Origin of the sequence: Paenibacillus sp. 1A_MP2, from assembly GCF_052244825.1 — a bacterium.
Taxonomy (GTDB): domain Bacteria; phylum Bacillota; class Bacilli; order Paenibacillales; family Paenibacillaceae; genus Paenibacillus; species Paenibacillus vandeheii.
Genome location: NZ_JBQQCS010000001.1, coordinates 146,028 through 169,683, shown reverse-complemented (window position 1 = coordinate 169,683; position 23,656 = coordinate 146,028). Strand labels below are relative to the sequence as shown.

The following is a 23,656-nucleotide window of genomic DNA, read 5'->3' as shown; positions in this document are numbered from 1 at the left end:
TAAGAATAGGGACAGGAGTGAAACAATGGTTAATAAGGAGATATTAAAAGATTACATTCAAAGAGTTGTTTTTTCTGGCATTTCAGCAGTCCAAGCTTTTTTGAAAGAAAATGAAAGGGTTTATATAACCCAACATTATGATTTTCCTTATATAAAAAAGAAAGAGATTGGTTTTGACGAGATTAGTAAGTACTATGTCTTAGGAGGACCTAAGGAGTATCAAGCTTGTTTGATGACAAGAAATTAATAGATATAAATTCAATTGATGGTTTTCAAGAATATTTGGAATTATTAAGTAACGATGATTATTTTAAAATTTTTTTCTCGTACAGAGGGTTTTTCGATAATGATATTTACTTGTTAGGTGTCCGCCTACTGGTTACCAAGTTGATAGAGGCGTATTTACATATTTATGGAACAAACTCTGAACTGAAAGTTGAGAATTTTAATAAATTGTATGAACCGATTGAAGAATTCATTTTTGCTGAGAGACTTTATTATGATATATATGTTCCGATATTGTTCACCAAGTTTGATTTTGAAGATTGTGCTGTTTCTGAAAGTGGAGATATAGAGATTGTAAAGATAGATGATAACCTTCAACTCTCAAGATCATCAATACAACAACATGGATCTCCAATATCATCTTCTATTCTTAATGGAGCATCGCATGCATTAAAAATAAAGGGTTTCTCAATAGAAGGAAAAAGATCTTACTTCGACGTGAACCAACACTTTTCGGATATTTCCATGTATCCAATTGATAAGATCAATGCTTTTTTTAATTCAATGAGGATAATTACCTTTGATAATGACTTAGGTTATGCTCAGTTACTTGCTGTTCCTGTTGGTTGGACTGAAAAGTATAATGCTTTTCTCAGTTCAATATACGGGACTACAGTTAAGTCATATCCTAAGGTATTTGAAGATTATTTTTGGTTAAAAACTGAATTTACAACAATTAATGAAGACTTAGCAAAAGATATACTAAATCTGTTTGAAAGGTTTGATTTAGAAAAACAGCATAAATTGCAACTTGCTAATCGAAGACTAAATATGTGTGTTCTAAGGGAGGAAGAAGAAGATTCAATTTTGGATGCAACAATTGCTATGGAAGCATTACTCAGTGATGGAGGGACTGGAGAACTCACTCACAAACTTGCTTTGAGGATGGCTACTATTTTCAAAATATCACCACTAACTTCGTATACTCCAGACATGGTGTTTGACATTGTTAAAAAAATATATGCTTATCGTTCTTCGATTGTACACGGAGGAAAAGTGAAAAACCAGGAGATCACACTACAAGAGCTTGGGTTGACTATACCAACTCCCCGGTTAGCTATTGTTCTTCTGAAAATAACTATAAAAGTTCTAATCGATAATCCTATTTACTTTAATCCAAAGCTTTTAGATCTTGAGTTGCTTAAGGTTACCGAAACACCTGAAAATATAATTGACTGATATTTGAACTTTTTTTGGAAGTAAACTGACAGTTTGGTGGATTTTTTATGTGATATATTTGTATTGTGGAAATCGAGCGAGAATGAAACGCACAGCTGCAATAGCGGCATATGACTGGGGCGTTCCTCTTCTCGCTTTTTCTATTTCAAAAATTAGTAGATTAATTGCTTTAATGTTTTCAAGAGCAAGTGTGAGTACACAACTAAAATGACTATCAAAATTCCGACCATAACTCTTCCTATTAATGCTGAGTAAAATTCATCTAAAATAAAAGAAATCATAACAACTATGAGATTTACTAATACATAAAATACTGTTATGTATATGAAACTCAGAATGTCATTTTTAATCTGATTGTTTTGTCGTGTGTTATGAGAAGCTAGTGATGCTATGGCTGCCAGCAAAGCAGAATAACCGATGGCAAGTGCGAAATTAATAGTTGTAATTTTCTCGAATATGCCAGCAAGCTCATTTATATCGTTGGTACCAACAATTAAAAATACTACAGCAAAAAATACAACAGCCAAATAAATAAGAATAGCGGTAGTTGGTAATGGTTTGATTCTCATGTAAAACCTCCTGAATTTTGTTTTTATTTGAATATTATCATGTTTTAAATTGCTTTACTATGGTTCAATAAACAGTTTGTAGAAACATGAAATAGTGAGGAATACAAAGGAAACAACGGGTTTGTTCCAGTTCATTGGGACTCACCCGTGTTCTGTTCCTTGACCCGCATTTGGTAGCTTCAGTAAAATGGTCTTGTTCTTCCTCTCTTCTAACTTAGAACGTATGCATTTAAAGCAAAGAGCGCAGCGTTTTTGCTGCGGACGGTACGGACGCCAATCTTTTAATTACGCAGGAGGTGATATTCTGGACATAATAGGAGAAACGGGAAAAGCACTTTTAACGCCATGGCCTATGCGATCTTTGAGACGTTTGGTCTATATTTAGTTTTACCAGCAGTAGCAATAGCAATTATCTTAAGGTTTGTTTTGGGATTAAGAGGATCAAATTTCAAAATCACATTTAGCATTTTATTTCTCGTATGTGTATATTTCTTTATCTACAAAGGAATTCCTCAATTCGAGATTGCATATCAAAGCAGGTTAAATCAATAAAGTACATATAACAGTCAAAGTCGTTCCTTAACTGGATCGGCTTTTTTTATTGGAGGAATTGAATTGATCAGCAGAAGACGGAAGAAGATACGCATTCGCCCCAACAAGCAGCCGGAGAAATGTAAAGGTTGTGTATGGGGCAGATGGGATGGAGTGAAACAGTTCTGTAGTAGACCTGTTTGTCCTAAAGAGGTAAAATATACCTGTTCATAAATAATAAAGAGAGGAGAGATCTACTATGAATGCTCCACAATTATTGCCTATGAGAGATTTGATCAAAGATGAACTTGGTAACTATTATGTTATTATCGGGAATAATCAAGACGGAAAAATTATTCTTGTTAATGCAGTTGTATTTTATGCGAGTAATCGCATTGTGGATAAAGAATACTTCCAAGAACATGCACACGAAACACTCACTCATGCCGCCACTGAAATAGTCAAAAGAAGAATTGAAGACATGGGTGCTGGCAAAATACCCGGTGGAATTTACAAACTGGAAACTCTAAAATCTGAATTTGGTTTGGATTTTGTTGTCGATGGTCTGTATGAGCGAAATGCTCAAGCTAAGTAAAGGGAGCATCCTTCGGGGTGCTTTTTCTTTATCTAAAAATTAATAAGAATAGTTTGCGACCAAAATGTTCCAAGGACGTATATCATCTCTAGCACGTATTGATAGTGTTAGGGGAGGTGTTACCTATGTTTGAAAAACTTATTTCTGAAGGTATTGCTTTTGAAGCTGAAGTAGACGGCCTTACAGGAAACGCTAGTCTTAGTACCGCTTATGAAAAATGGGCAGCCGATTCTGTTGAATTACTTGAAACTCAGTTTAAAAGTGAATCAGTTTTGCACGGGATAGATGTTGCATACAAAACTCGTCATATCAATCCGAATGGTAAGCGCAAAACTATTGTTGGATGTTTGCAGTCTGCTAAGGAATCAAATGATAGACATAACGCATTTGCGAATGAGATTTGGAATTTGAACAAGTAGACTATTGAAGCGAGAGCACCCATGGTGGTGCTTTTTCTTTTGCCTTCATATGACAGAATGTGAGCCGTTTTGAGCTTCGTAACATGAGAACGTCCGTTTGCAGGGATGAACCTTGTAAGGAGCGGAGAACAGCGTCTAATTGAGCCTACGCATGCATATGATGTTCACCCAAACGTTGAAACCAACTCAACACAAATGCACAGCAATTTTCATCCAATCTTCACCCTAAAGTGTTGCGAAATAATGTGTTTGCGTTAACCTCGACACTTCGAAATGCTAGAGGTAATATATTCCTGATACGAATGAATGTGTCGAATGGGGGTGTTGATATGAAGAGAATTGATAAAGATACACTTCTTTTGGAAGCACACGACCTTTATGATATTAATGTACGCATCAATGAATCAGGTCCTGATTATTATAATCAACTTGTAATTCATGCAGTGCATCTACATGGAGCGGTCTTCAGCTTGGATGGAATGAAAATTGTAGCTGATGAACCCACAAAAGAACGTTATGGAGATTTATTCGAACGCTTAGAAGATGCATTAAATAGACATAACAGTTGAATACAATCAGCGAGGACGAGCTATGATGCTTGTCCTTTTTTTATTTCTTCATTCTTCTTGTAATTTCTCGTTGTCCGAGATACCAGTAATAAACCTTAACTGCGATGAGCAGATCGGGCAATGTGTCGCTAAGCAAAGTGTGTAAGAGTTCATACATCATTTGGTTTGTCATTGTGGATAGTCCTCCTAAAGTTTTGTTGCTTTATTCATCGCGCTATCCCCAGGTAGAGTTGCTGAAATACTTAAAGTAATTTTCATATCTGGAGTAAGGCATCTTACTTTAGTAGTCGTTCCATCTCTGCCAAAAGGTGCTGAACTCAGAATTTATCTTGGAGGTAATTGATATGAACATCAGAATCGTGCCAATCGATCAGATTAATGCAGCAGCCTATAACCCTCGCGTTGACCTTCAATCAGGAGATCCAGAATACGAAAAGCTTCGCCGCAGCATAGAGGAATTTGGTTATGTGGAGCCGATTGTCTGGAACGAACGGACCGGGAACATGGTCGGCGGCCATCAACGGTATAAGATCATGGTGAACGACCTCGGCCACACTGAGCTGCAGGTATCCGTGGTGGATCTGGACGATCAACAGGAACGGCTCCTGAATATCGCCTTGAATAAGGTTTCGGGACGTTGGGATGATGAAGCGTTGGGCAGGTTGCTTGGTGAACTGCAGGCTGAAGGGGCAGATCTGGTATTGTCCGGTTTTGACACTGAGGAGCTTAATGCAGTGATCGCGGAGTTCGGCACAATGCCTGATACGGAGATTGAGGAACCGGTAGTTGAGGATGATTTCGACGTTCAAGGTGCACTGGATAATATTCATGTGCCTGAGACGCAGCGGGGTGATATCTGGCAGCTTGGTCCACATCGATTGATGTGTGGGGATTCAACCAGTGAGGAAGATGTCGGTTGCCTGATGGATGGGGAGCTGGCCGACCTGGTAGTGACAGACCCGCCATACAATGTTGCTATAGAGAGCGATTCAGCCCGTTTGGCCGCAGATGGCCGGAGCAGCATACAGAACGACGACATGCCCGCAGAGGAATTTGCGGGCTTTTTGCATGCCGTTTTCGAAAGATATTCAAGCTTAATGGAGCCAACGGCTGGGATATACGTGTTTCATCCCTCTTCCTATCAACGGGAATTTGAGAATGCTATGAACGCTGCTGGTATTGTTGTTCGGAGTCAGTGCGTGTGGGTTAAGAATGCTGCATCATTCGGCTGGTCACAGTATCGCTGGCAGCATGAGCCGGTATTCTATGGCCATATAAAAGGGAAGGCTCCTGGTTGGTACGGTGACCGCCGACAAACTACGGTTTGGCGTGCTGGCCTGCCAGTTGAAGGGCCTGAACAGTCTACGATTTGGGAGGTTTCCCGTGGTGATGTAGGTAAGTATGTTCATCCCACTCAGAAACCTCTTGAGCTCCTGGCCATTCCAATTAAGAATAGCAGCCAACCTGGGAATACTGTTGTCGACCTCTTTGGAGGCAGCGGGTCCACGCTGATGACTTGTGATCAGATGGATCGTCCTTGCAGAACCATGGAAATCGATCCGAAGTTTTGCGATGTAATCAAACGACGGTACCAGGAGTCCACCGGCATTGAGCCTGTACTTATTCATCGTGTAGTTCCCATGACATGATAAAAAGGAGGACGCAGACACGTCCTCCCCATCACCCAGGGTATCCCCCGGCTGAGATAGCGGCCCGCCGCGCGCGGCTTTATCGACAACATCCGCTATCTCGCATTCCATCATAACGGAAAGCTGAGGGGTACGCATGAGAACACAAGATGAAATTTTGTTGCAGCATGAACTCGAAGTCGCCGAGGGTATCCTTGAAAGCAAGGAGCAATACCGCAGAATCGTCAAGGCAGCTATTGCCCAGTGGGTGAAAGACCTGCAGGCTGGCAATATAAAGATGCAGACTGTTCAGGATTTGGAACGTCTTATTGAACTGGATATCAAGCTTCAGCAGGATGAAATTTAAGGCTCTAAAGATACAGGTCTTTGACGTTCATTAATGATTTGTCTTTGTCCTTCCGAAATGAATTGATCTTCGAGGGTGTCTAGTGTTCTGGGTAGAGTTATTTGATTTTCAATGATTATATTGATGAGTTCGAATAAAGTAAGTGCTGTTTGTTGGTCATCTTTTAGGTCAAGTCTACCTGGATGTACTGCATTATTTCCAACTACCCGAATAATATCTAGTGCTTTTTCTACCCTGACAGGTAGCCCGTTTCGAACTAATGATTTTATATCGTTATTTATCCCGTTACTTTGCTCTCCTAACAGTTCTGCTAAAAGCTTCTCGAGAACCAGTCTTAATAATGCAACCGCGCCTCTTGGTGAAAGGTGAACGATGCTTCTGGCTTCTTCATAGTCGTCGAGTAATGTGCTAGGCAAATCTTCATGTGGTAACGGTGCTGACGACTGTAAGGGGATGATCATGTTTTCTTTATACCAGTAAGACGCTCTATTGCAACTGTAACATGTACATTGAAAAAATACTGTTAAATCAAATGTATTTTTTCTATCTCCATAGAACATATCATCCCAACTCTGGGTTGTGTAGACTTCACAGTGGGGGCAACTGAATTTCTCTGCTTTAAATAATGGTGGAAAATATGTAGTTTTCATATGTAGGTTCCTTTCAATTTAGATTGTCCCTTAATTATACAATTTTGTTGTCGGTGGTGACGACAATTTAGATGGCCACGAAATAAGGAAATTGGTATCAAAACAGAATGGGGGGTATACATTGTCCGTTAAAAGCTATCAGAAAATCATTCCCGTTACGGCCATACAGTTCGAGGGCAATAATACATCCCATACGGATGAGGTGTTTTCATTTGTTGGGGTTCCGATTTCAATTAACTTGACTGGTAATGTGGTGGAGCTTCGCGTGATCGTCGACCCACTCAAACCATTGGTGGTACTTGTCGGGGATTATATTGTTAAGGATGCAGCCGGAACGTTGAAACACATGAAGAAGGCTGAATTCGAATCTGAATATAATGTAGTTGAATAGGGGCTGTGACGGGTGACTGTCGCAGCTCTTCTTTGTTGGGGGTGGTGATGAATGTAGATGGCCAGAGAGAGAAGTCCCGAGCGGGACAAAGCTAAACTGATGTGGCTAGAGAGCGGCGGGGCGATGAAGCTAAAGGACATCGCAACCGCTCTTTCTGTTGGGGAAACACAGATTCGCAAGTGGAAGTCTCAGGACGGTTGGGCGGCTGAGTTGAATAGTAACGTTACCATTGAAACCATTAGTAACGTTACCAAACGAGGAGCCCCCAAAGGGAACAAAAATGCTGTCGGTAATCGAGGTGGAGCTCCGCCAGGGAATAAACGTGCTGTAGGCAATAGGGGCGGGAACGGTGGCCCGTATCGTAACAAGAAGGCCGTCACCACAGGTGAGTATGAAACCATTTGGCTTGATGCTCTGGAAGATGACGAGTTGGATCTCATCGATCTGATTGATACGGACCCGATCCTGCAGGCAGGTGAAGCCATCATGAAGTTTGAGATCCGCGAACGCCGAATGCTGCTACGAATCAAGAGATTGACCGATGGACTGACCGAGAGGGAACGACGTGTTCTTTACGAACTCAAATCAATCAAGGAAGCCATGACTGTTCATGATGAGATGACGGGTAAAACGAAGACCGTTCCTGTGACTCGAACAGAGCTGGTCGAATCTCAGGTAGAAGAAAAGACCTTCCGCGTGATCGATGACATCATTTCTCTTGAAGAAGCGTTAACCCGTGTACAGACTCAGAAGCTAAAGGCAATCGAGATGAAGGCCAGACTTCTGGACGAAGAGAAGCGCGTCCGAATCGAGATGTTGAAGCATGAGCTGATGATTAAACGTGGCGGTGCTGAACCAGATAAAGTTGAAGATGACGGATTTATGGATGCTCTGAGAGGACGCGCTGCGGAGGTGTGGGCTAAAGATGGCAACACTGAAGCTTAAGCCTGCACCTTTCAAGTGGCGGCCTTTTTCTGATAAGCAAGTCCAGGTCCTGACGTGGTGGATGCCCGAAAGCCCCCATCATGATATGGATGCCATCATTTGTGACGGATCAGTTCGTGCCGGCAAGACGGTAGCCATGTCGTTTAGTTTCATCGTTTGGGCAACGGAGACGTTCCGGACCGAACAATTTGGTATGGCAGGAAAGACGATCGGGGCACTGCGCCGTAACGTTGTTGGTCCGCTTAAACGCATGCTTGCCAGTCGTGGGTATCAGATTCACGACAATAAGACGGAAAACGTCCTGACGATATCCCGTGGTCTTGTAAGCAATCAGTTTTTTCTCTTTGGGGGTAAGGACGAACGTTCACAAGAATTGATTCAAGGTATCACCTTGGCAGGGATGTTCTTTGATGAGGTAGCTCTGATGCCGAAGTCATTCGTTGATCAAGCCACTGCTCGTTGTTCCGTTGAAGACGCAAAGATGTGGTTCAACTGTAACCCTGCTGGACCGTACCACTGGTTTAAGGTGGAATGGCTGGACAACTTGATTGTCAAACGAGCTATTCATTTGCATTTCACCATGGAAGACAACCTTTCGCTGTCCGAACGTGTCCGGGATCGGTACCGGAGGATGTACTCCGGGATATTCTATGACCGTTTTATTCTTGGCCTTTGGGTTATGGCTGAGGGTGTAATCTTCTCCAAGTTCAACGACAAGGTACACAAGAAGCCTCGTGACTGGTTCCCAGTTCAATTTGATCGTAAGTTCATTTGCGTCGATTACGGAGCCAATAACCCAACCACGTTCTTGAAGTACGGTGTACTTGGTGATGTTTATTACGAGTTGGACGAGTATTACCACGACATCAAGCAAAAGGGTGAGAAAACGAACAGCGAATATGCCGATGACCTTCAAGCCTTTGCTGATGGAGATGAGTACGCAATTTTCATTGACCCGAGCGCCAAGGCCTTCATTATTGAGTTGAAACGTCGGGCAATTAATCACATCCGATCGGCAGTAAACGCCGTACTGGACGGTATTCAGACGGTATCCAATCGCTTTCGGAATGATGAACTGTATATTTGCGCCGACAACACCAACTCCCTCAAAGAGTTGGTTTCTTACATTTGGGACGATAAGGCAGCCCAACGCGGCGAAGACAAGCCAATTAAGCAAAACGACCATACTTGTGACGCCCGGCGGTATGGAATCCATACAGATTACCTGATGCAGCGTGCGAAACAACGGCGGTCAGATCGAGAAAACAACCCGGCCGAACGTCCACAGCGTGAACGTCCGAGTCGGCGTTAGGAAGGAGAAAACATGCGAAGAGTCAACGCACGAGTAATTAAATCAACGTCTGTCAGCAAGAGTAGTGCGTCAACAGCGATCAGGGACGAAGGCAACTCATTTGGCGACCTGATCACTCCACCATACAACCCGACAGACCTGATTGAGATGAGCAAGGAAAGTACCGTACTCCCTCAGTGTATCGATGCGTACAAGCAAAATATCGCTGGTTTCGGGTTTGGTTTACAGTACAAAAAAGATGATACCAATGTAGATGAAACCCCCGAAATGAAAGCGGAATGGGACCGGGTGAAGGAACTGCTCCAGTTTTTCAATTTCGACAAACCTTTCAAAGACGTATGGGCCGAAGCGGTTGAACACCGTGAACGCACGGGGAACGGGTACATTGAAATTATTCGTGACGGAACTGGGATGCCTGCTGAAGCAGAGAACATGGAACCTGAATATATCAAGGTATCCAAACTTGGTGATCCGGTGGAAATGACAATGTGGCGTAACGGCAAGCAATTCAAACGTCGGAAAAAGTTCCGCCGGTACTTGCAAGAGATAAACGGTTCAAAAGTTTGGTATAAGGCATTTGGTGATCCGCGTAAGATGAGCTGGAAGACAGGGCAATACGGGGATGATATCCCTGCTGAGGAAGAGGCAAACGAAATCTTGCACCTGAAAATCGGCAGTAAAGCTTATGGTGAACCGCGTTGGATTAGCCAGTCGCCACACATGGCCGGCAGTAGAAAAGCAGAAATCCTGAACTTGAACTATTTCGACGATGGCAGGCATATCCCGATGGCTGTCCTTGTCAAAAACGGAATGCTTACCAAAGAGAGCATTCAGCAGCTTGAAGAGTACGCCAATCATGTCAAGGGTGTTGAACATGCCCATAAGTGGCTGATACTTGAAGTTGAAGGGATGGCAGAGGGCATAGCAGATGACAAGCAAACCAAAGTCGACATTGAAATGAAGTCTTTGGCCGATATTCTCCAAGGTGACGCGCTATTCCAGACGTATGACGACAACTCGCGTATGAAACAACAGTCGGCTTTCCGTTTGCCTGATATCTTTGTCGGGCGCAGCCGTGACTTTAATCGGGCTACAGCAGATAAGGCGCGGGAAATCACTGAGGAACAGGTTTTCCAACCTGAACGTGATAGCCTGGCCTTCATTCTGAATAATGTTTTGTTGGAACCGTACAACCTTCAGCACGTCGAAGTCTTCTTCGAAGGTCCGGACATTTCGGACAGCGAAGACAAAGCCAAACTATTGACTGTTTATAATCAGATCGGTGGTGTGTCCCCGAATGATGTTCGGGATGATGTGGGCAAGGTCCTCGGCAAAACGGTTGAAAACTTCGAAGACGAGGCAGCCAACCTTCCGTTAACGCTCAGACAGCAGCAAGCGGGCAGCACGTTCCCAATCGCACTTTCCAAATCGGCTGCAGCTCCTTCGGAGATCATCAGCGTACTGAAAGACTTGCGGGACGTACTGGAGGGAATGCAACGTGGAGCCAATTGACCGTTTACTCACATCGATTGCATCCATCGTCAAAGCTGAGGAAGGCGACATGACTGAAGATATTCCCGATTTCCCCGGCTTGCAGAAGGTCCCGGACTATGTGGAAGACTTTGAATCGGCGGTTGCCAAGCTGCTAAGGGACCAGCGGAAGCATTACGTAGATGGGATTAACGCATTCGTTGCCAAAGACGAGACGATTGAAACTATCATTAATTTTGTCACACAGGACCTGTTTGCATCAGATGAGTTCGCGGCATTGCTCAGCGCAGAGGCAATGGTTTTCCTGACTGCAACCATTACCGATTTGGCTGCTGACATGATGAAGGCCATAGACAAGGATGTTGCCTTTAGTACGTTGTCTGGCCGCACCACTAAATGGATTAAAGAGTGGGGAGAGGACTTAGGCAAGATCATGGTCCTTACCTCGCACAACGCCGTGGAAGATGCCCTGAGTACAGCTTTGACCGAGGGTGAATCAGTTCAGCAGGCAGTGCAGCGAATCAAGGATCTTCCGCAGTTTGACCGAGAACGTGCACGTGTTACTGCGCAAACGGAGATACTGGCTGCATCGAGCCGGAGCCAGTGGGAAGCGTACAAGCAAAGCCCGTCAGTCGTCGCCAAGCGTTGGCGGCATAGCGGGAGCAAGAACAATAACCCGCGGGAAGCTCACGTAAAGATGGACGGCGACGAAGTGCCGGTGGACGAACCATTTGACGTCAATGGCCATAAGGGAGATTATCCGCGTGATCCGCAGCTTCCGCCTGAGGAACGTATTGGCTGTAAATGTGTCATGTCCCCTGTGACGGATAAAAAAATATTGGGCCTGAGTCCGGAAGAGAAGGAAGCCATCCGGCAGCAGGTTCTGGACGAATTGGAGGATTGAACGTGAAAATCATTGATTGTCCATCGTGTTTATGGGATCACGAGAATATCGAAGTATCGTTGGTATCCGGCGGATTTCAATATACTTGTCCAATGACTACAAAAACAGTAATTCTGAGAGGAGGTGAACAAAGAAAATGCCAAGAGAACTAACTAACGTAGATATTACCCACATCAGCTACGTCGACAAGGGAGCCAATCAAAAACGGTTCTTCCTTACAAAGTCCGCCAAAAAGCCGGATTTTCAGAAACAAGTTCGGCTGATTACCAAGTCAGACGATACTAAGAAGCTAGTGTATGGCGTTGTGTACGAGCCAGAAACCGAAGATACACACGGTGACATGATGACTGCCGAAGAGATCGAGAAAGCTGTTCACGGATTTATGGCCAACCTTGCGATTGCCAAGGGTGCTGTCATGGACACGCAGCATGATTTTGATCCAGGCGTCGGGGATGTGGTGGAGTGCTACATCGCACCTGTAGACTTTGAACTGGGAGAAGAGACGATCCGTAAAGGTTCGTGGGTACTTGTCACAAAAGCAAGTGAAGAGATTTGGGAGCAAATCCAGAGCGGGGATATTACTGGTTATTCGATGGCCGGTACCGCAGAGACAATTGAAAAGCAAACCCAGGAGCCTGAGGCCCATCAAAGTGATGAGGTCAAGGGCTTTTTTCATGCAATGAAATCATTTTTCACGGGTGGAAGCACTGAGAAGATTGCTAAAGGTGAAGTGGCTGAAAAATACGAACGTGATCGTCGCCGTCGTGAATTTTGGGCGGCACAGGATGCGCTCAATAGTGTCATCTTCAATTGGGACGATTGGAACAGTGAAGTAGAACGCGATCCTGAAACGATCCGCGAAGCACTCCAAGACTTCATTACAATTGCCCAAGAAGTGTTGATCCAAGAGGATATTGCAAAAGCAATAGGTAGACCACCTGAAAGCATTGTTAAGGCAGGCAAGAAGATTTCTGACGGCAACATGAAGCATATCGATGATGCCATTGCTGCACTAACCGATTTGAAAAACAAAACAGTGCCTGCAGATGACGAGCAGGACGATGAGGGGACGAAGAAGTGAAGAAAGAAGACATTGCGGAGATCGTGAAGAGTGCACTTGCTCCGGTTACTGACCGATTGGACAAGTTGGAGAAAGGTGAAGGTGACAATCCAGAAGGGACTACGCCAACACCGGAGCCTGAAGGCGGTATTGCCGATCAGTTGAAAGACGTAATGAAGGAAGCACTAGCGCCGATCGAATCCCGTTTGGCAACTGTGGAGAAAGCTCGTGGTATTTCCCGTCAAAGTGAGCCTGAGTCTATTCATAAGTCAGAGCATGACGATAGCGACCCGTATAAAGGCTTGTTCTAATCATAACTAAACTTTTAAACAACAAAGGAGACTGATTTAATTATGCCAAGCAACAGAGCAATTATCGAAAAAGCTACTATGACCCTTGCGGATCTTGCGTCCGGCGGTCGAATGAACGAACAACAATTCAATGCCTTTTACCGCCGTATGATTGCGGCACCTACTATTTTGAATAGTGCTCGTACAGTTCCGATGAATTCTGACAGTCAGAAGATTGAGAAAATTGGCTTTGGGCAACGTATTTTGCGTCCAGGTGTTGAAGCGACAGCACTTACAGAATCTCAACGTTCCAAACCTACAACAGGTACTATCAAGTTGAACACACAGGAAGTCATTGCTGAGATCAATATCTCGTACGACACGATTGAGAACAACATCGAAGGCGATAATATTCGGACGACAATCATGAACTTGCTGGCCGATCGCGCAGCGCTTGATTTGGAGGAACTGATCATCAATGGCGATACTGCTTCAAGCGATGAGTATCTTGCTTTGATTGATGGCGTGCGGAAGAAAGTATCTTCTCATATCGTCGATGCAGAAGGGGAAGCAATTGCCAAGGAGATTTTCAAGCGAGGAATCAAAGCTGTGCCTAACCAGTATCTGCGTAACCCTGCGGACTGGAGGTACTACACAAACACTGGTGTTGAACTTGACTGGAGGGACAGTTTCGCCAATCGTCAAACATCCGGTGGTGATCAAAGCTTGGATGGAGGTCGCCTGGTTAACGCATATGGTGTTCCGGTCAACGGAATCGCTATGTTGCAACCCTACAACGTGACTTCTCCTGTTGCTTATACCGATGTGACTGATGCCATTCTTACGCATCCCAAAAATATTGTTGTTGGTATGAACCGTAAACTTCAAGTAGAAGTAGACAAGGATATTACTCGCCGTGTGTTCATTATCGTTTTGACAGCTAAGATCGATGTCCAATTGGAAGAAGAAGACGCAACAGCCAAGATCATTCACATCAAAGCTTAGTATCAAATTCAATTCAACTATGAAAGGAAGGTAATTAATTATGGCAGGAGCTAAGAACAATACAGTGAAAGATTCTGAGGATCAGAATAATCAAGAATCCACCAGCGGACAAACATCCCTTAATCTTGAAGGTCAGACTGAAAAAAAGGATGATAAAGCATCCGATAAGCCTGCAAGCGAAGCCGTAACTTCCAAAAATACCGCACAATATTTTGCCACTCTTGAACGGGGGAAGACGTTTGATGTGGGTGGTATCGTCTTTAAGGTGGACGAGGAAAAAGAAGTAACGGAGAGTTTGCATTCACGACTTGCGAATAATGCGTTGTTCTCTGTCCGGAAGGGATAGCCTATGGCCCTAATCACACCGCAGGAAATCATTGATTACACGGTGTTTGCCAAGGTCAAAGCGAGAGCCCCGCAGTTGCTTCAGATGGACATCCTGCAGGCGGAAACGGAAGTGTTTGAAGAGGTCGGTCACGATTTCAGTGATTCGATCCTTTACCCCGTTCTGCCACCCGCAGCACGGCTTGCCCTGATCCAGTTGGGACAATACTATGCCCTGGTTAACGGCGATGAGTCGATTGCCAAGGGGATCAAGTCTGAAAGCATTGGCGGTTATTCATACACCTTGGATAACGGCCAGATTATCAGTAAGGCGTCAATCTTGGCCATGTTGCGTAAATTCAAAGCACAGCCGGTGCAAGGTAACGTCAATATGAGGATGCGATTGTTATGAGTTATGAGGATTTACTTATTGATCGATGCGACATCTACCATATGCAATCTGCTTCAGCTCCCCAACGGTTTGGTGTTCCTGCTGCGCCTGATCTCAAATATGGATCGGTACCGGATGCAACGGACGTCCCGTGCTGGTTCGTGGAAAAAGGCCAGTCGATCAATCAGGCTGAGCCAAACAACGAAATCTTACATTCGTTCCTTGTTCATTTTCTCCCAGACACTGATGTTCGGGTGAATGACAAGGTGGTATGGAATGGTGTGGAGCTGACGCTGCAGGTGCCCCGGGATCTCCGGGGGCATCATTGGGAAGTCACAGCAACAAGGAGGGCTAACCTATGAGCAGGAACCGTGCAGAGATCCGCGGGCTTAATGAATTGATCAGTGGTTTGGATCAGGCAGCCAATGGTGGGTTACGACAGGAATATGCTCTGTGGCTTGATGCAATGGGGTTCGAATTTTTGGAGCTCATCCAGGATGAAATTATCCGGACGAAAACTGTAGACACTCGGCGGCTGCTTAACAGTTTTGACAGGGGCGATGGTGATAACGTTTGGTCAACTTCTTCGGGCGGCCTGCGCCTTGAGGTTGGTACTAATCTGGAGTATGCCCAATTCGTCAACGACGGTCATTGGACGACGAAAGAGGGCGTAGAACAACGTTGGGTACCTGGTCGTTGGCACGGAGACCGATTTGATTATGATCCAGGAGCAAGCACGGGCATGATGCTCAGACGCCAGTGGATTGAGGGTACACATTATTGGGACACGGCTTTGATGATTTTTGAGCGCCTTTTTGAACGTTCCTTGGAACGTCGTCTGCAGGAATGGCTGGATGCATTGCCGAGTGGTCGACGTTCCAATAGGCGAGGGGAAGGCGACGATGAATAGTGACGTGGGATCGATCATGGCGGCTTGCTTTCGGGTACATCCCGTTCAAGTTTACACCGATCGAATGCCGCAAGACTTTGTTGTGCCGTCTCTTTATTTCCCGCAACCTATTATCACGGATGCGCCCAGCTCCATCAGTTCGTACAGGGTGGATTTTTCATTGGCAGTCAAGGTATTCGACCGTACAGACGAGCAAGCCGGGGATGCTGCCGAACGGATCGCCCAGATCTTCAGGCAAACCCGTATGACCATTCCTGTAATTGACGAGGACGGTCAAAATACAGGCCAATACATGCGGCTCCGCCGAGCGGAAACCCGCCTTATAGACGATGATGTTGCACAGCTCACTTTAACGTGGTCATCCCGGTACCAATATAGCCGGGTGGATTACGAGAAGATGGGCTCTTTGTTATTAAATCAAGGAATCAGGCGGTGAAAACATGAGTGATGTAAAAGAAGAACGGGCAGCGAAAGCGGCAAAGGTTGTACCTGCAGAACCACGCTTCAGCAAGGAGCAGTTTTTGCAGTCGACCAAGTACAATAATGCAGAAAAGGACGTGTTCATGGCCTTGCTGCAGGACGGTCAGACGTACACGCATCAAGAAGTGCAACGACAAATGAATGTATTTAAATCAAGGGAGGTGCGCTAAACATGGCCGGAGGAATTTGGACAAGACAAAACAAAGTACGCCCAGGCGTATATATGAATTTCGAATCTGTGGGCACTGCAACAACCGCCCTCGGAGAACGCGGAACGGTCACTATGGCTGTTCCTCTTAGCTGGGGGCCGAGCAAGCAACTAGTGAAAGTGGAAGCTGGAGCTGATCCGTTCGACGCGCTGGGTTACGACATTACAACTGCAGAAATGTTGCCCATTCGTGAAGCATTGAAGCAAGCGCAAAAACTATTGCTCTATCGTCTTAATACGGGTATCAAAGCAATCGCCACAAGCGGCAACTTAACCGTAACGGCCAAATATGGCGGCGTGCGTGGTAATGACATCACTGTGGTTATTCAAGCCAATATTGACGATCCATCTAAATTTGACGTCTATACTTTGGTGGCCGGAGCGGAACAAGATAAACAAACCGTGGCTGACATTGACGGACTGACAAAAAACGCATGGGTGTCTTTCGCAGCCACCGACACGGATAAGGATCTTGCAGCATCTGCAGGTGTGCCATTATCGGGCGGTGCTGACGGTACGGTGACCAATGCGGACCATACTTCATATTTGGAACTGCTTGAGGTCACAGATTTCAATACGGTCGGCTTGATGTCCGATGACACGACGTTGAAGGCTCTCTACACTGCCTTTATTAAGCGGCAGCGGGAGAACGAAGGCAAGAAAATTCAACTGGTGGTACCAAACTATCCTACAGCTGACTACGAGGGCGTCATCAGTGTCAAGAATGGAGTGGTCTTGTCTGATCAGACGGTGATTGACCGGATCAAGGCGGTCGCTTGGGTCGCTGGGGCTACTGCAGGAGCTGCCGTCAACCAGTCATTGACTTACGCTGCCTATGACGATGCTGTGGACGTGGATGTCAAATACACGAACACGCAGATTGAGGATGCGCTGTTGGCTGGGAATTTGTATTTGTTGCAAGCAAGGGACGGGCTATTGTTGAACAAGACATTAACACCTTCCGTAGCTATACGTTGACTAAAGGGCGGGAACGTTCTAAGAACCGGGTTATCAGGGTGTTGGATGGCTTGGCTAACGACTCTAAAGAAACCTTCGATCAATATTACATTGGTAAAGTTGGTAATTCAGCCGATGGCCGTAACCTACTGAGGTCTGCGCTCACCAATATCGCAAACACTTATCAGGGATTTGGCGCTATCCAAAATTTCAATAGTCAAACAGACATTACCGTTCTTGCTGGTGAAGCAACTGATGCAGTGTATGTCGAAATGGATATCCAGCCGGTGGATGCAATCGAGAAAATTTACATGAGAGTGAAGGTGAAGTAACTTATGGGATTCCTTAAAGCGCAGGATGCCATCTCCGGCCAGGAAGGACGAGCTTTCGCTACAATTAACGGCGTTGCAGAAGAAATGTTTTATGTAAAAACGCTTGAAGCAACAGTAGAAAAGCAAAAAGCAGAAGTCAAAACTTTGGGCCGTCGCGGTGTTCAACACAAAGCGACGGGTTGGTCCGGTTCTGGTTCTATGACAATCTTTTATACCACCACACGATACCGCCAGCTCATGCTTGAATATATGAAAAATGGTGTGGATACGTACTTCGACATCCAAATTACCAATGATGATCCAACTTCCAGTATCGGTGAACAGACCGTGACACTTAAAGGGGTCAACCTGGACAGTATAATTATGGCTAAACTAGACACCGAGTCAGACGCGTTGGATGAAGAAGTCAGCTTCACGTTTGATGATGTTGATATTCCAAATGCGTTCAAAGCCCCGACACTGGGCTAATCCAAAATACGATAAATAGGGAGCGAATACAGATATGAGTAAAAATATGGCGTTTTTCATGAAAGGTAAAGCGAAAGAAGTTCCTGAAGAAGAAGTAATCATCACGCAGCGGTACAAAGACGACGAAGGTAAACCAATTCCGTTTATTATGAAAGCATTATCCACTCAGCGCATGGATGAACTGGAAGCGGATTGCACCAAACCTGAATTCAAAAAAGGTAAGCGTGTAGGGGAGAAGCTGGATAACAAACGTTTCTCCTTGCGTATCGCCGTTGAATCAACCGTTTATCCTGACTTTAGAAATGCCGAACTGCTGGCTTCATACGGTCTGACCGACCCGGTTGACTTGGCGAAATCCATTCTGTCTGTCGGCGGTGAATATGCTGAATGGATGCAGGCTGCCAACCGAATCAACGGATTCGATGATTCCGAAGATGACCTGATTGATGACGTAAAAAACTAATCAAGTCCGGTGACCGGGATGCTGTGTACGCTCATTATGCTCTGCACAAGCTGAAGATATTGCCCCAGGATCTTTGGGGCATGGACCAATACCACCGGGCTTTTATTTATGGCTCAATTGATCAATACCTTTCTGATCAGGAGAAAGCAAATAAACGCAAGTAATGGGGCCAATCTAGGCCCCTTTTTTGTGTAGAAAGGAGGAGTAACCTTGGCTACATTAACGGCCATGTTTGACATTCGAGATCGCATAAGCTCTCGGGTCCGACAAATGCGAGGAAACTTCAATCGGTTGCGTGACACAGTAGATCAGGTCAGACGCCGCGTTGAAAGGTTATCCCGAACACGAGCCATCATCCGGACGCAACTTCGAGATTTTGCTTCTCGTGGGTTAAACCGGATCAGGGATTTAAGAGATTATCTTAATAGACAAGCTACGGTAATACGTACGATCATTCGGGACAGGGCCAGTCGCGGCTTGTTGCGACTCAGGCAATTAGGACGAAACATACAAGCCAGAGCCGTGGTCATTACAACACGTTTGCGTGACATGGCTACGCGGGGGCTGCGCAGATTATCCGCGCAAGTGCCACGGATCAGTCGCTTGGTGGCTGTCATACGCACACGGTTAAGGGATGAAGCATCCGCCGGATTGGTTCGGATCAGGGCGACCATGGCATATCTTAGATGGCGCAGAGCTGTGTTAAGGACACAATTGAGAGATATGGCGACCAGGGGACTGGTTCGTTTGCGTCGTTTGGGCGATTCGTTACACCGCAGGACCGTGCTAATCGGGACTAAACTACGGGACATGGCCAGTCGTGGTTTGACCCGCTTACAATCCATGGCTACAGCACTTGGTGGATATACGGCTACAGTCCGTACGAAACTCCGAGACGCAGCACTCCGCGGTTTAACCCGTTTGCGTTCGTTTGCCCGTAACCTTGGGCGTATGAGAGTTACGATACAAACACGGGTTCGGGACACGGCTATCCGAGGATTAAATAAAGTACGTGCATTGGCTCGTCGTGTGGGAGCTATAACGGCAACAGTTGTGGTTAAAGTCAAAGATTTGGCAACTCGTGCCATTGCACGGATCGAGAGCAGTTTGGCAGGGTTGCAAAACAAAGTCTTGGGCATCGGGGCTGCACTGGGTGGTACAGCCATTCTGGCACAAGGTGCAAACGCGTTTGAGACGGATGCCAAGGCATCGGCTATCAGCGGAATCAGCCAACCCCAAGTCACAGCTATGACTGATCAGATTTATTATGGCGAAAATATTGGCACCGAGCGGTCTGGTGTTGCTCAGTCTCTCGTTGATTTTGCGCAGCAAACTAACCTGCAGGGCAAGGCACTCCAAGAAGCTGCCCGGACCTCGGCCATGTTTGCACAGCTCTATGGTAAGGACATACCTGAGGTGGACCGGGCCTTTGCATCGGCATACAAAAACCAACTTGGCAGCATGAGCGAGATTGGAGATGTGTCTGCTTACGTTATCAAAAACGCGGGTGATCAGTATGACGATTACCTGGACACAATCAATGAGTATAGTTCGACCTTCAAAGACTTGCAGCTCAACATGGGGCAGGTCGGTTCGGCGTTTGTTGCTGCTGTTCAAGCCGGTGGTCGGAACTTTGACGAGCCGGCTGATATGTTCCGAGAATTCAACATCCGCCGTAACGAACTGACAGACAACCAGATTACAGCAATGGCTAAAGTGTTGGGCAAGTCCCGTACCAGGGAACTTTACAAGTCTATGGATGCGGGAACGTTATCCGGTGAAAAAGTAATGTTTGAATTTGCTACAGCCTTGTCCAAAATACCGAGCGAAGCCCAACGTGCCTTGTATGCTACGGAACTACTCGGCACCAAATATGAAGACATCAAGGAACCAGTGCTTGCTGCAGCTCGTGCTATCAATGAGCCAATCGAAGCCAGCAAAGAACTGGAGAAACAATTCAACACCATGCGCGAAAATAATCCCATGACGGCCATCAATGACACAACCCGCAAGTTAGGCAAGACGGTTAAGAATATCGGTCAATCCGTTTTGACTGCTGTCACCCCGGCCTTTATCGAACTCAACAAATGGGCTTCATCGCCGGAAGGACAAAAATCGATAGCTAAGTTTACCGAAAGTGTAGCTGAACTGTCGGGTGAGCTCGCCAATGGGTTGTCCAAAGGCATTCAATGGGTTGTTGAAAACTGGGATACATTGTTGCCCATTTTGAAGGTAGTAGGTGCAGCATTTTTGGGTGTCTATGGTGCAGCGAAAGGATACCAGGCTGTAAAAGTCGCAACTCCTGTGTTCAAAGGATTGTGGAAAGTGCTCAAGGTCGTATGGAGTATATTGAAATGGGTAGGAAGTGCACTGCTTTGGTTGGGCAAAGGTTTCGTTAAAGTGCTCAAATGGGCTAAACCATTCTTGCCATGGATCGGTAGAGTGATTGGTGGATTGGTACGGTTTTTGCCTGTGATTGGATGGGTAGTCACAGCACTTGGTGTGCTGTGGGAAGCCTGGAAGAACTGGGATAAGATTAAAGAGGTTGTTGCTAATGCCTTCGAAGGAGCGAAAGATATCGTTGCTAGAAGTGTTAATGCAATGATAAAGAGCGTGAACTGGTTGATCGAGAAACTGAATGGTTTAGGAGATGTGTTAGGATACAACATACCTACAATCCAGCTATTGGAGACTAAAGCAACACGTGAAACGAATAAAAAAGCAGTTTCTACACTAACTGGAAGCGGTAAGACATCTGACAGTCCAATGATGAGCGGTAAAGCTGCACCTGTTTCAAATTTCCCGAATCTTATTAAAGGCTTTACTCCGAAAACTATTGATGAGCCCAGTCACGCTAAGGGGATTTCCAACATCCCGTATGATAATTACAAGGCGAACCTTCATAAAGGCGAAACCGTCCTCCCACGCGAAGAAGCGGAACTGATACGCGGAATGGCAGCATCCGGAGGAAGTCAAACTGCTTCACCTGTAGCAGCGCCAATCAGCATTAATATTACAGGTGACAACCATTACTCCAACGACATGGACGCTAATAAGGTGGTTCGTGTTGTCAAAAAGGCATTACAAGATGAATTGAATCTTGGACCACAGGGGGTGCAATTCGTATGAGCCGTGAAGTTTGGCTATCATGGAACAACAACGCTGAACGGTTACGCCTTCCGGTCAACCCGCCAGATATCACGATAGGCAACGGCAGCCAAACGACAACCGTTGATGTGGCTGGAATCGGTGAAGTGGCGATTATTAATGATCCGGTACTCAAGACGTTCGAATTCTCCAGCTTTTTCCCGCTGCGTGGGGGCCTTACTGTGAATATGAAGATATTCCCGTCCCTAAACAGGCGGCTGCGATTATATCCAAATGGAAGGAGTCAGGAAAGCCGATTCGTTTCCTCGTTTCTGGAACCGCTTGGAACTTTGCTGTGACCATTGAGGATTTTGTATACCGGGAAGAGGGCGGCGATGTTGAAACGATCTATTATGACTTATCATTGCGTGAATACAAGTTCGTGACGATTCGGAAGCTGGATGCGACCAAGACAGCCAGCAATGGTAGCAAAAAGGTCACAACCAGCAGCACGGCGGCACGACCCAGTACAAAGACGACACCAGCCAGTTACACGGTGAAGTCTGGCGACAGCTTATGGAAGATCGCACAAGCAAACGGAACAACGTGGCAGAAGCTTGCTGAACTGAACAAAATCAAAGCGCCATACTCTATTAAGCCAGGGCAGGGGCTGAAGTTAAAATGATGGAACTGTTTGTTGTTCGAAGCAATGGAACGTATGAACTGCCGGTCCAAGAAGTAGATTGGTCCGGCCAGAAGTTGAAGGCTCCCAGGACTCTTGCAGCGACTATCCTTTCCACGACGCGCGGAATGCATCGCAAGCAGCCTGTGGACGTGGGAGATCAGTTGCTTTTTCGTTGGAAAGGTGAGGAGCTTTTCCGTGGAACGATCTTTTCAAAGGAAAGGACCAAAAGTGGCAGCCTTGCTTTAACAGCTTATGATGATCTGGTGTATCTGACCAAATCCGAGGACAAATACGTATTTACCGGGAAAACGCTGGGTGAGATAGTCCGGCGTATTTGTGGTGACTTCGGTATCCCGATTGGTAAGATAGCAGACACCCCGCATAAGCTTACCCGCATCCTGCAGGGAACGCTATTCGATATGATCCTGACGGCCATCTCGCTGACGTATAAGCATACCCGTGTTAAATACTATTTGTATTCTGACAAGGGCAAATTGCACCTGACTAAGCGCGTGGATCTGGCTCGTAAATGGGTGATCGAGGACGGGGTTAACTTGGTAGATTATTCGTTTGCGCAATCCATTGAGGATACTTATACCCAAGTTAAATTGACGTCTACGACCAATACGACCATTGAAACCAAGGTGAAGAAGGGTAAAAAGGAAACGGTCCAAAAGAAAAAGGTCAGTGCCACTCATATTGCGAAGGTGGATAACCCAACGACTAAGAAGCGTTTCGGTACACTCCAATATTATGAGGAAGTGTCCGACGAGCTGAACAAGGCGCAGCTGATGCAGCGCGCAACGTCCATGATGATGGAAAAAGGCAAGATAGGCGAGACCTTCAGCATCGATGCGCTCGGTATCGCTCCTGTAATATCTGGATCTGCAATATATGTGATAGCCAAAGAGCTCGGCGTAAGCCGGGCTTTTTATGTTGACGAGGATAGCCATTCCTTTAGTGGCAATGAACATTCGATGTCAATCACGTTGACCAAAACAGACGACCTTCCGGATATCGACGTTACAGTAGAACCGGAGGAGAGCGATTCTGACAAAGACAAGGACAAGTCCAAAAAGAAATCAACGAAGAAAAAAAGCAAAGCTGACGAAGACAAGGAGTTTGCGGAGCAGCTCCGCAAAGAAATATTGGGGTGATGAC

31 protein-coding genes are annotated in these 23,656 nt (G+C 45.7%); 29 read left to right on the top strand and 2 right to left on the bottom strand.

Translation table 11 applies throughout. The annotated features are described in order from the left end of the window. The first annotated feature begins 25 nt into the window (after nt 1-25). Both ACTWJ7_RS00995 and ACTWJ7_RS00990 read left to right on the top strand, forming a co-directional pair. Nucleotides 26-247 carry a hypothetical protein gene (locus tag ACTWJ7_RS00995; RefSeq protein ID WP_301881104.1) on the top strand — a complete coding sequence of 74 codons (222 nt, stop codon included), beginning with the start codon at nt 26-28 and terminating at the stop codon, nt 245-247. After that, a complete protein-coding gene (locus ACTWJ7_RS00990; protein ID WP_301881103.1) occupies nt 226-1,464 on the top strand; it encodes a HEPN domain-containing protein in 1,239 nt (412 codons plus the stop codon). Before ACTWJ7_RS00995 ends, ACTWJ7_RS00990 begins: the two co-directional genes overlap by 22 nt. Nucleotides 1,465-1,616: 152 nt before the next feature. On the opposite strand, the gene ACTWJ7_RS00985 is transcribed toward ACTWJ7_RS00990, so the two are convergent. Beyond that, nucleotides 1,617-2,033, bottom strand: a complete 417-nt coding sequence (locus ACTWJ7_RS00985; protein ID WP_301881101.1) for a hypothetical protein — start codon at nt 2,031-2,033, stop codon at nt 1,617-1,619. Between the two features lie 790 nt (nt 2,034-2,823). On the opposite strand from ACTWJ7_RS00985, the gene ACTWJ7_RS00980 reads away from it, so the two are divergent. The 5 genes from ACTWJ7_RS00980 (at nt 2,824) to ACTWJ7_RS00960 (ending at nt 6,142) form a co-directional block, all read left to right on the top strand. After that, nucleotides 2,824-3,159: a hypothetical protein gene (locus ACTWJ7_RS00980; RefSeq protein WP_301881099.1), complete on the top strand. Its 336-nt coding sequence runs from the start codon at nt 2,824-2,826 to the stop codon at nt 3,157-3,159. 125 nt (nt 3,160-3,284) lie between these two features. After that, entirely contained in the window at nt 3,285-3,578 is a 294-nt protein-coding gene (locus ACTWJ7_RS00975) for a hypothetical protein (RefSeq protein ID WP_301881098.1), read from the top strand. Nucleotides 3,579-3,907: 329 nt separating this feature from the next. After that, on the top strand, nt 3,908-4,147 hold the full coding sequence (locus ACTWJ7_RS00970; protein ID WP_301881097.1) for a hypothetical protein: 240 nt from the start codon (nt 3,908-3,910) through the stop codon (nt 4,145-4,147). Nucleotides 4,148-4,491: 344 nt separating this feature from the next. Then, the gene (locus tag ACTWJ7_RS00965; RefSeq protein WP_301881096.1) at nt 4,492-5,796 is read left to right on the top strand and encodes a site-specific DNA-methyltransferase; all 1,305 of its coding nucleotides are present in this window, start codon (nt 4,492-4,494) and stop codon (nt 5,794-5,796) included. 136 nt (nt 5,797-5,932) lie between these two features. Beyond that, nucleotides 5,933-6,142 carry a hypothetical protein gene (locus ACTWJ7_RS00960; RefSeq protein ID WP_301881095.1) on the top strand — a complete coding sequence of 70 codons (210 nt, stop codon included), beginning with the start codon at nt 5,933-5,935 and terminating at the stop codon, nt 6,140-6,142. On the opposite strand, the gene ACTWJ7_RS00955 is transcribed toward ACTWJ7_RS00960, so the two are convergent. After that, nucleotides 6,139-6,792 (bottom strand): DUF4145 domain-containing protein, encoded by a 654-nt coding sequence (locus ACTWJ7_RS00955; protein WP_301881094.1) that lies wholly within the window; start codon nt 6,790-6,792, stop codon nt 6,139-6,141. The genes ACTWJ7_RS00960 and ACTWJ7_RS00955 overlap by 4 nt on opposite strands. A 121-nt stretch (nt 6,793-6,913) precedes the next feature. On the opposite strand from ACTWJ7_RS00955, the gene ACTWJ7_RS00950 reads away from it, so the two are divergent. From ACTWJ7_RS00950 to ACTWJ7_RS00845, 22 genes are all read left to right on the top strand, one after another. Beyond that, the gene (locus tag ACTWJ7_RS00950; RefSeq protein WP_301881093.1) at nt 6,914-7,183 is read left to right on the top strand and encodes a hypothetical protein; all 270 of its coding nucleotides are present in this window, start codon (nt 6,914-6,916) and stop codon (nt 7,181-7,183) included. A gap of 57 nt (nt 7,184-7,240) precedes the next feature. Beyond that, a complete protein-coding gene (locus tag ACTWJ7_RS00945; protein WP_301881092.1) occupies nt 7,241-8,128 on the top strand; it encodes a phage terminase small subunit-related protein in 888 nt (295 codons plus the stop codon). Then, nucleotides 8,109-9,440, top strand: a complete 1,332-nt coding sequence (locus ACTWJ7_RS00940; protein ID WP_301881091.1) for a PBSX family phage terminase large subunit — start codon at nt 8,109-8,111, stop codon at nt 9,438-9,440. The genes ACTWJ7_RS00945 and ACTWJ7_RS00940 overlap by 20 nt, the downstream gene beginning before the upstream one ends. Before the next feature lie 12 nt (nt 9,441-9,452). Next, a complete protein-coding gene (locus tag ACTWJ7_RS00935; protein ID WP_301881090.1) occupies nt 9,453-10,952 on the top strand; it encodes a phage portal protein in 1,500 nt (499 codons plus the stop codon). Continuing rightward, nucleotides 10,939-11,835, top strand: coding sequence for a phage minor head protein (locus tag ACTWJ7_RS00930; protein WP_301881089.1), 897 nt, complete (start codon nt 10,939-10,941; stop codon nt 11,833-11,835). The genes ACTWJ7_RS00935 and ACTWJ7_RS00930 overlap by 14 nt, the downstream gene beginning before the upstream one ends. A gap of 136 nt (nt 11,836-11,971) precedes the next feature. Beyond that, nucleotides 11,972-12,916: an XkdF-like putative serine protease domain-containing protein gene (locus ACTWJ7_RS00925; RefSeq protein WP_443145066.1), complete on the top strand. Its 945-nt coding sequence runs from the start codon at nt 11,972-11,974 to the stop codon at nt 12,914-12,916. After that, a complete protein-coding gene (locus tag ACTWJ7_RS00920; RefSeq protein ID WP_443145065.1) occupies nt 12,913-13,206 on the top strand; it encodes a hypothetical protein in 294 nt (97 codons plus the stop codon). The genes ACTWJ7_RS00925 and ACTWJ7_RS00920 overlap by 4 nt, the downstream gene beginning before the upstream one ends. Nucleotides 13,207-13,248: 42 nt before the next feature. After that, entirely contained in the window at nt 13,249-14,190 is a 942-nt protein-coding gene (locus ACTWJ7_RS00915) for a phage major capsid protein (protein ID WP_301881087.1), read from the top strand. Between the two features lie 40 nt (nt 14,191-14,230). Beyond that, nucleotides 14,231-14,536 (top strand): hypothetical protein, encoded by a 306-nt coding sequence (locus ACTWJ7_RS00910; RefSeq protein WP_301881086.1) that lies wholly within the window; start codon nt 14,231-14,233, stop codon nt 14,534-14,536. A 3-nt stretch (nt 14,537-14,539) separates the two neighbouring features. After that, on the top strand, nt 14,540-14,926 hold the full coding sequence (gene yqbG / locus ACTWJ7_RS00905; RefSeq protein WP_301881085.1) for a protein YqbG: 387 nt from the start codon (nt 14,540-14,542) through the stop codon (nt 14,924-14,926). After that, a complete protein-coding gene (locus tag ACTWJ7_RS00900; protein ID WP_301881084.1) occupies nt 14,923-15,267 on the top strand; it encodes a DUF3599 family protein in 345 nt (114 codons plus the stop codon). Before yqbG ends, ACTWJ7_RS00900 begins: the two co-directional genes overlap by 4 nt. Next, a complete protein-coding gene (locus ACTWJ7_RS00895; protein WP_443145064.1) occupies nt 15,264-15,815 on the top strand; it encodes an HK97 gp10 family phage protein in 552 nt (183 codons plus the stop codon). Before ACTWJ7_RS00900 ends, ACTWJ7_RS00895 begins: the two co-directional genes overlap by 4 nt. Then, nucleotides 15,808-16,251, top strand: a complete 444-nt coding sequence (locus ACTWJ7_RS00890) for a phage portal protein (RefSeq protein ID WP_301881080.1) — start codon at nt 15,808-15,810, stop codon at nt 16,249-16,251. Before ACTWJ7_RS00895 ends, ACTWJ7_RS00890 begins: the two co-directional genes overlap by 8 nt. Nucleotides 16,252-16,255: 4 nt before the next feature. Further along, nucleotides 16,256-16,465 (top strand): hypothetical protein, encoded by a 210-nt coding sequence (locus ACTWJ7_RS00885; protein ID WP_301881079.1) that lies wholly within the window; start codon nt 16,256-16,258, stop codon nt 16,463-16,465. A gap of 2 nt (nt 16,466-16,467) precedes the next feature. Continuing rightward, nucleotides 16,468-17,481: a phage tail sheath subtilisin-like domain-containing protein gene (locus ACTWJ7_RS00880; RefSeq protein WP_443145063.1), complete on the top strand. Its 1,014-nt coding sequence runs from the start codon at nt 16,468-16,470 to the stop codon at nt 17,479-17,481. Nucleotides 17,482-17,531: 50 nt separating this feature from the next. After that, nucleotides 17,532-17,792: a phage tail sheath C-terminal domain-containing protein gene (locus ACTWJ7_RS00875; protein WP_443145062.1), complete on the top strand. Its 261-nt coding sequence runs from the start codon at nt 17,532-17,534 to the stop codon at nt 17,790-17,792. A gap of 3 nt (nt 17,793-17,795) precedes the next feature. Then, the gene (locus ACTWJ7_RS00870) at nt 17,796-18,260 is read left to right on the top strand and encodes a phage tail tube protein (RefSeq protein ID WP_301881075.1); all 465 of its coding nucleotides are present in this window, start codon (nt 17,796-17,798) and stop codon (nt 18,258-18,260) included. A gap of 34 nt (nt 18,261-18,294) precedes the next feature. Then, complete coding sequence (locus tag ACTWJ7_RS00865; RefSeq protein WP_301881072.1) at nt 18,295-18,723, top strand: phage tail assembly chaperone; 429 nt, start codon at nt 18,295-18,297, stop codon at nt 18,721-18,723. 210 nt (nt 18,724-18,933) lie between these two features. Further along, on the top strand, nt 18,934-21,852 hold the full coding sequence (locus ACTWJ7_RS00860) for a phage tail tape measure protein (protein WP_301881071.1): 2,919 nt from the start codon (nt 18,934-18,936) through the stop codon (nt 21,850-21,852). Next, nucleotides 21,849-22,169: a hypothetical protein gene (locus ACTWJ7_RS00855; RefSeq protein ID WP_443145061.1), complete on the top strand. Its 321-nt coding sequence runs from the start codon at nt 21,849-21,851 to the stop codon at nt 22,167-22,169. Before ACTWJ7_RS00860 ends, ACTWJ7_RS00855 begins: the two co-directional genes overlap by 4 nt. Then, nucleotides 22,166-22,495 carry a LysM peptidoglycan-binding domain-containing protein gene (locus ACTWJ7_RS00850; RefSeq protein ID WP_443145060.1) on the top strand — a complete coding sequence of 110 codons (330 nt, stop codon included), beginning with the start codon at nt 22,166-22,168 and terminating at the stop codon, nt 22,493-22,495. The genes ACTWJ7_RS00855 and ACTWJ7_RS00850 overlap by 4 nt, the downstream gene beginning before the upstream one ends. Next, nucleotides 22,492-23,652, top strand: coding sequence for an XkdQ/YqbQ family protein (locus ACTWJ7_RS00845; protein ID WP_301881069.1), 1,161 nt, complete (start codon nt 22,492-22,494; stop codon nt 23,650-23,652). The genes ACTWJ7_RS00850 and ACTWJ7_RS00845 overlap by 4 nt, the downstream gene beginning before the upstream one ends. The last annotated feature ends 4 nt before the right edge of the window (nt 23,653-23,656 follow it).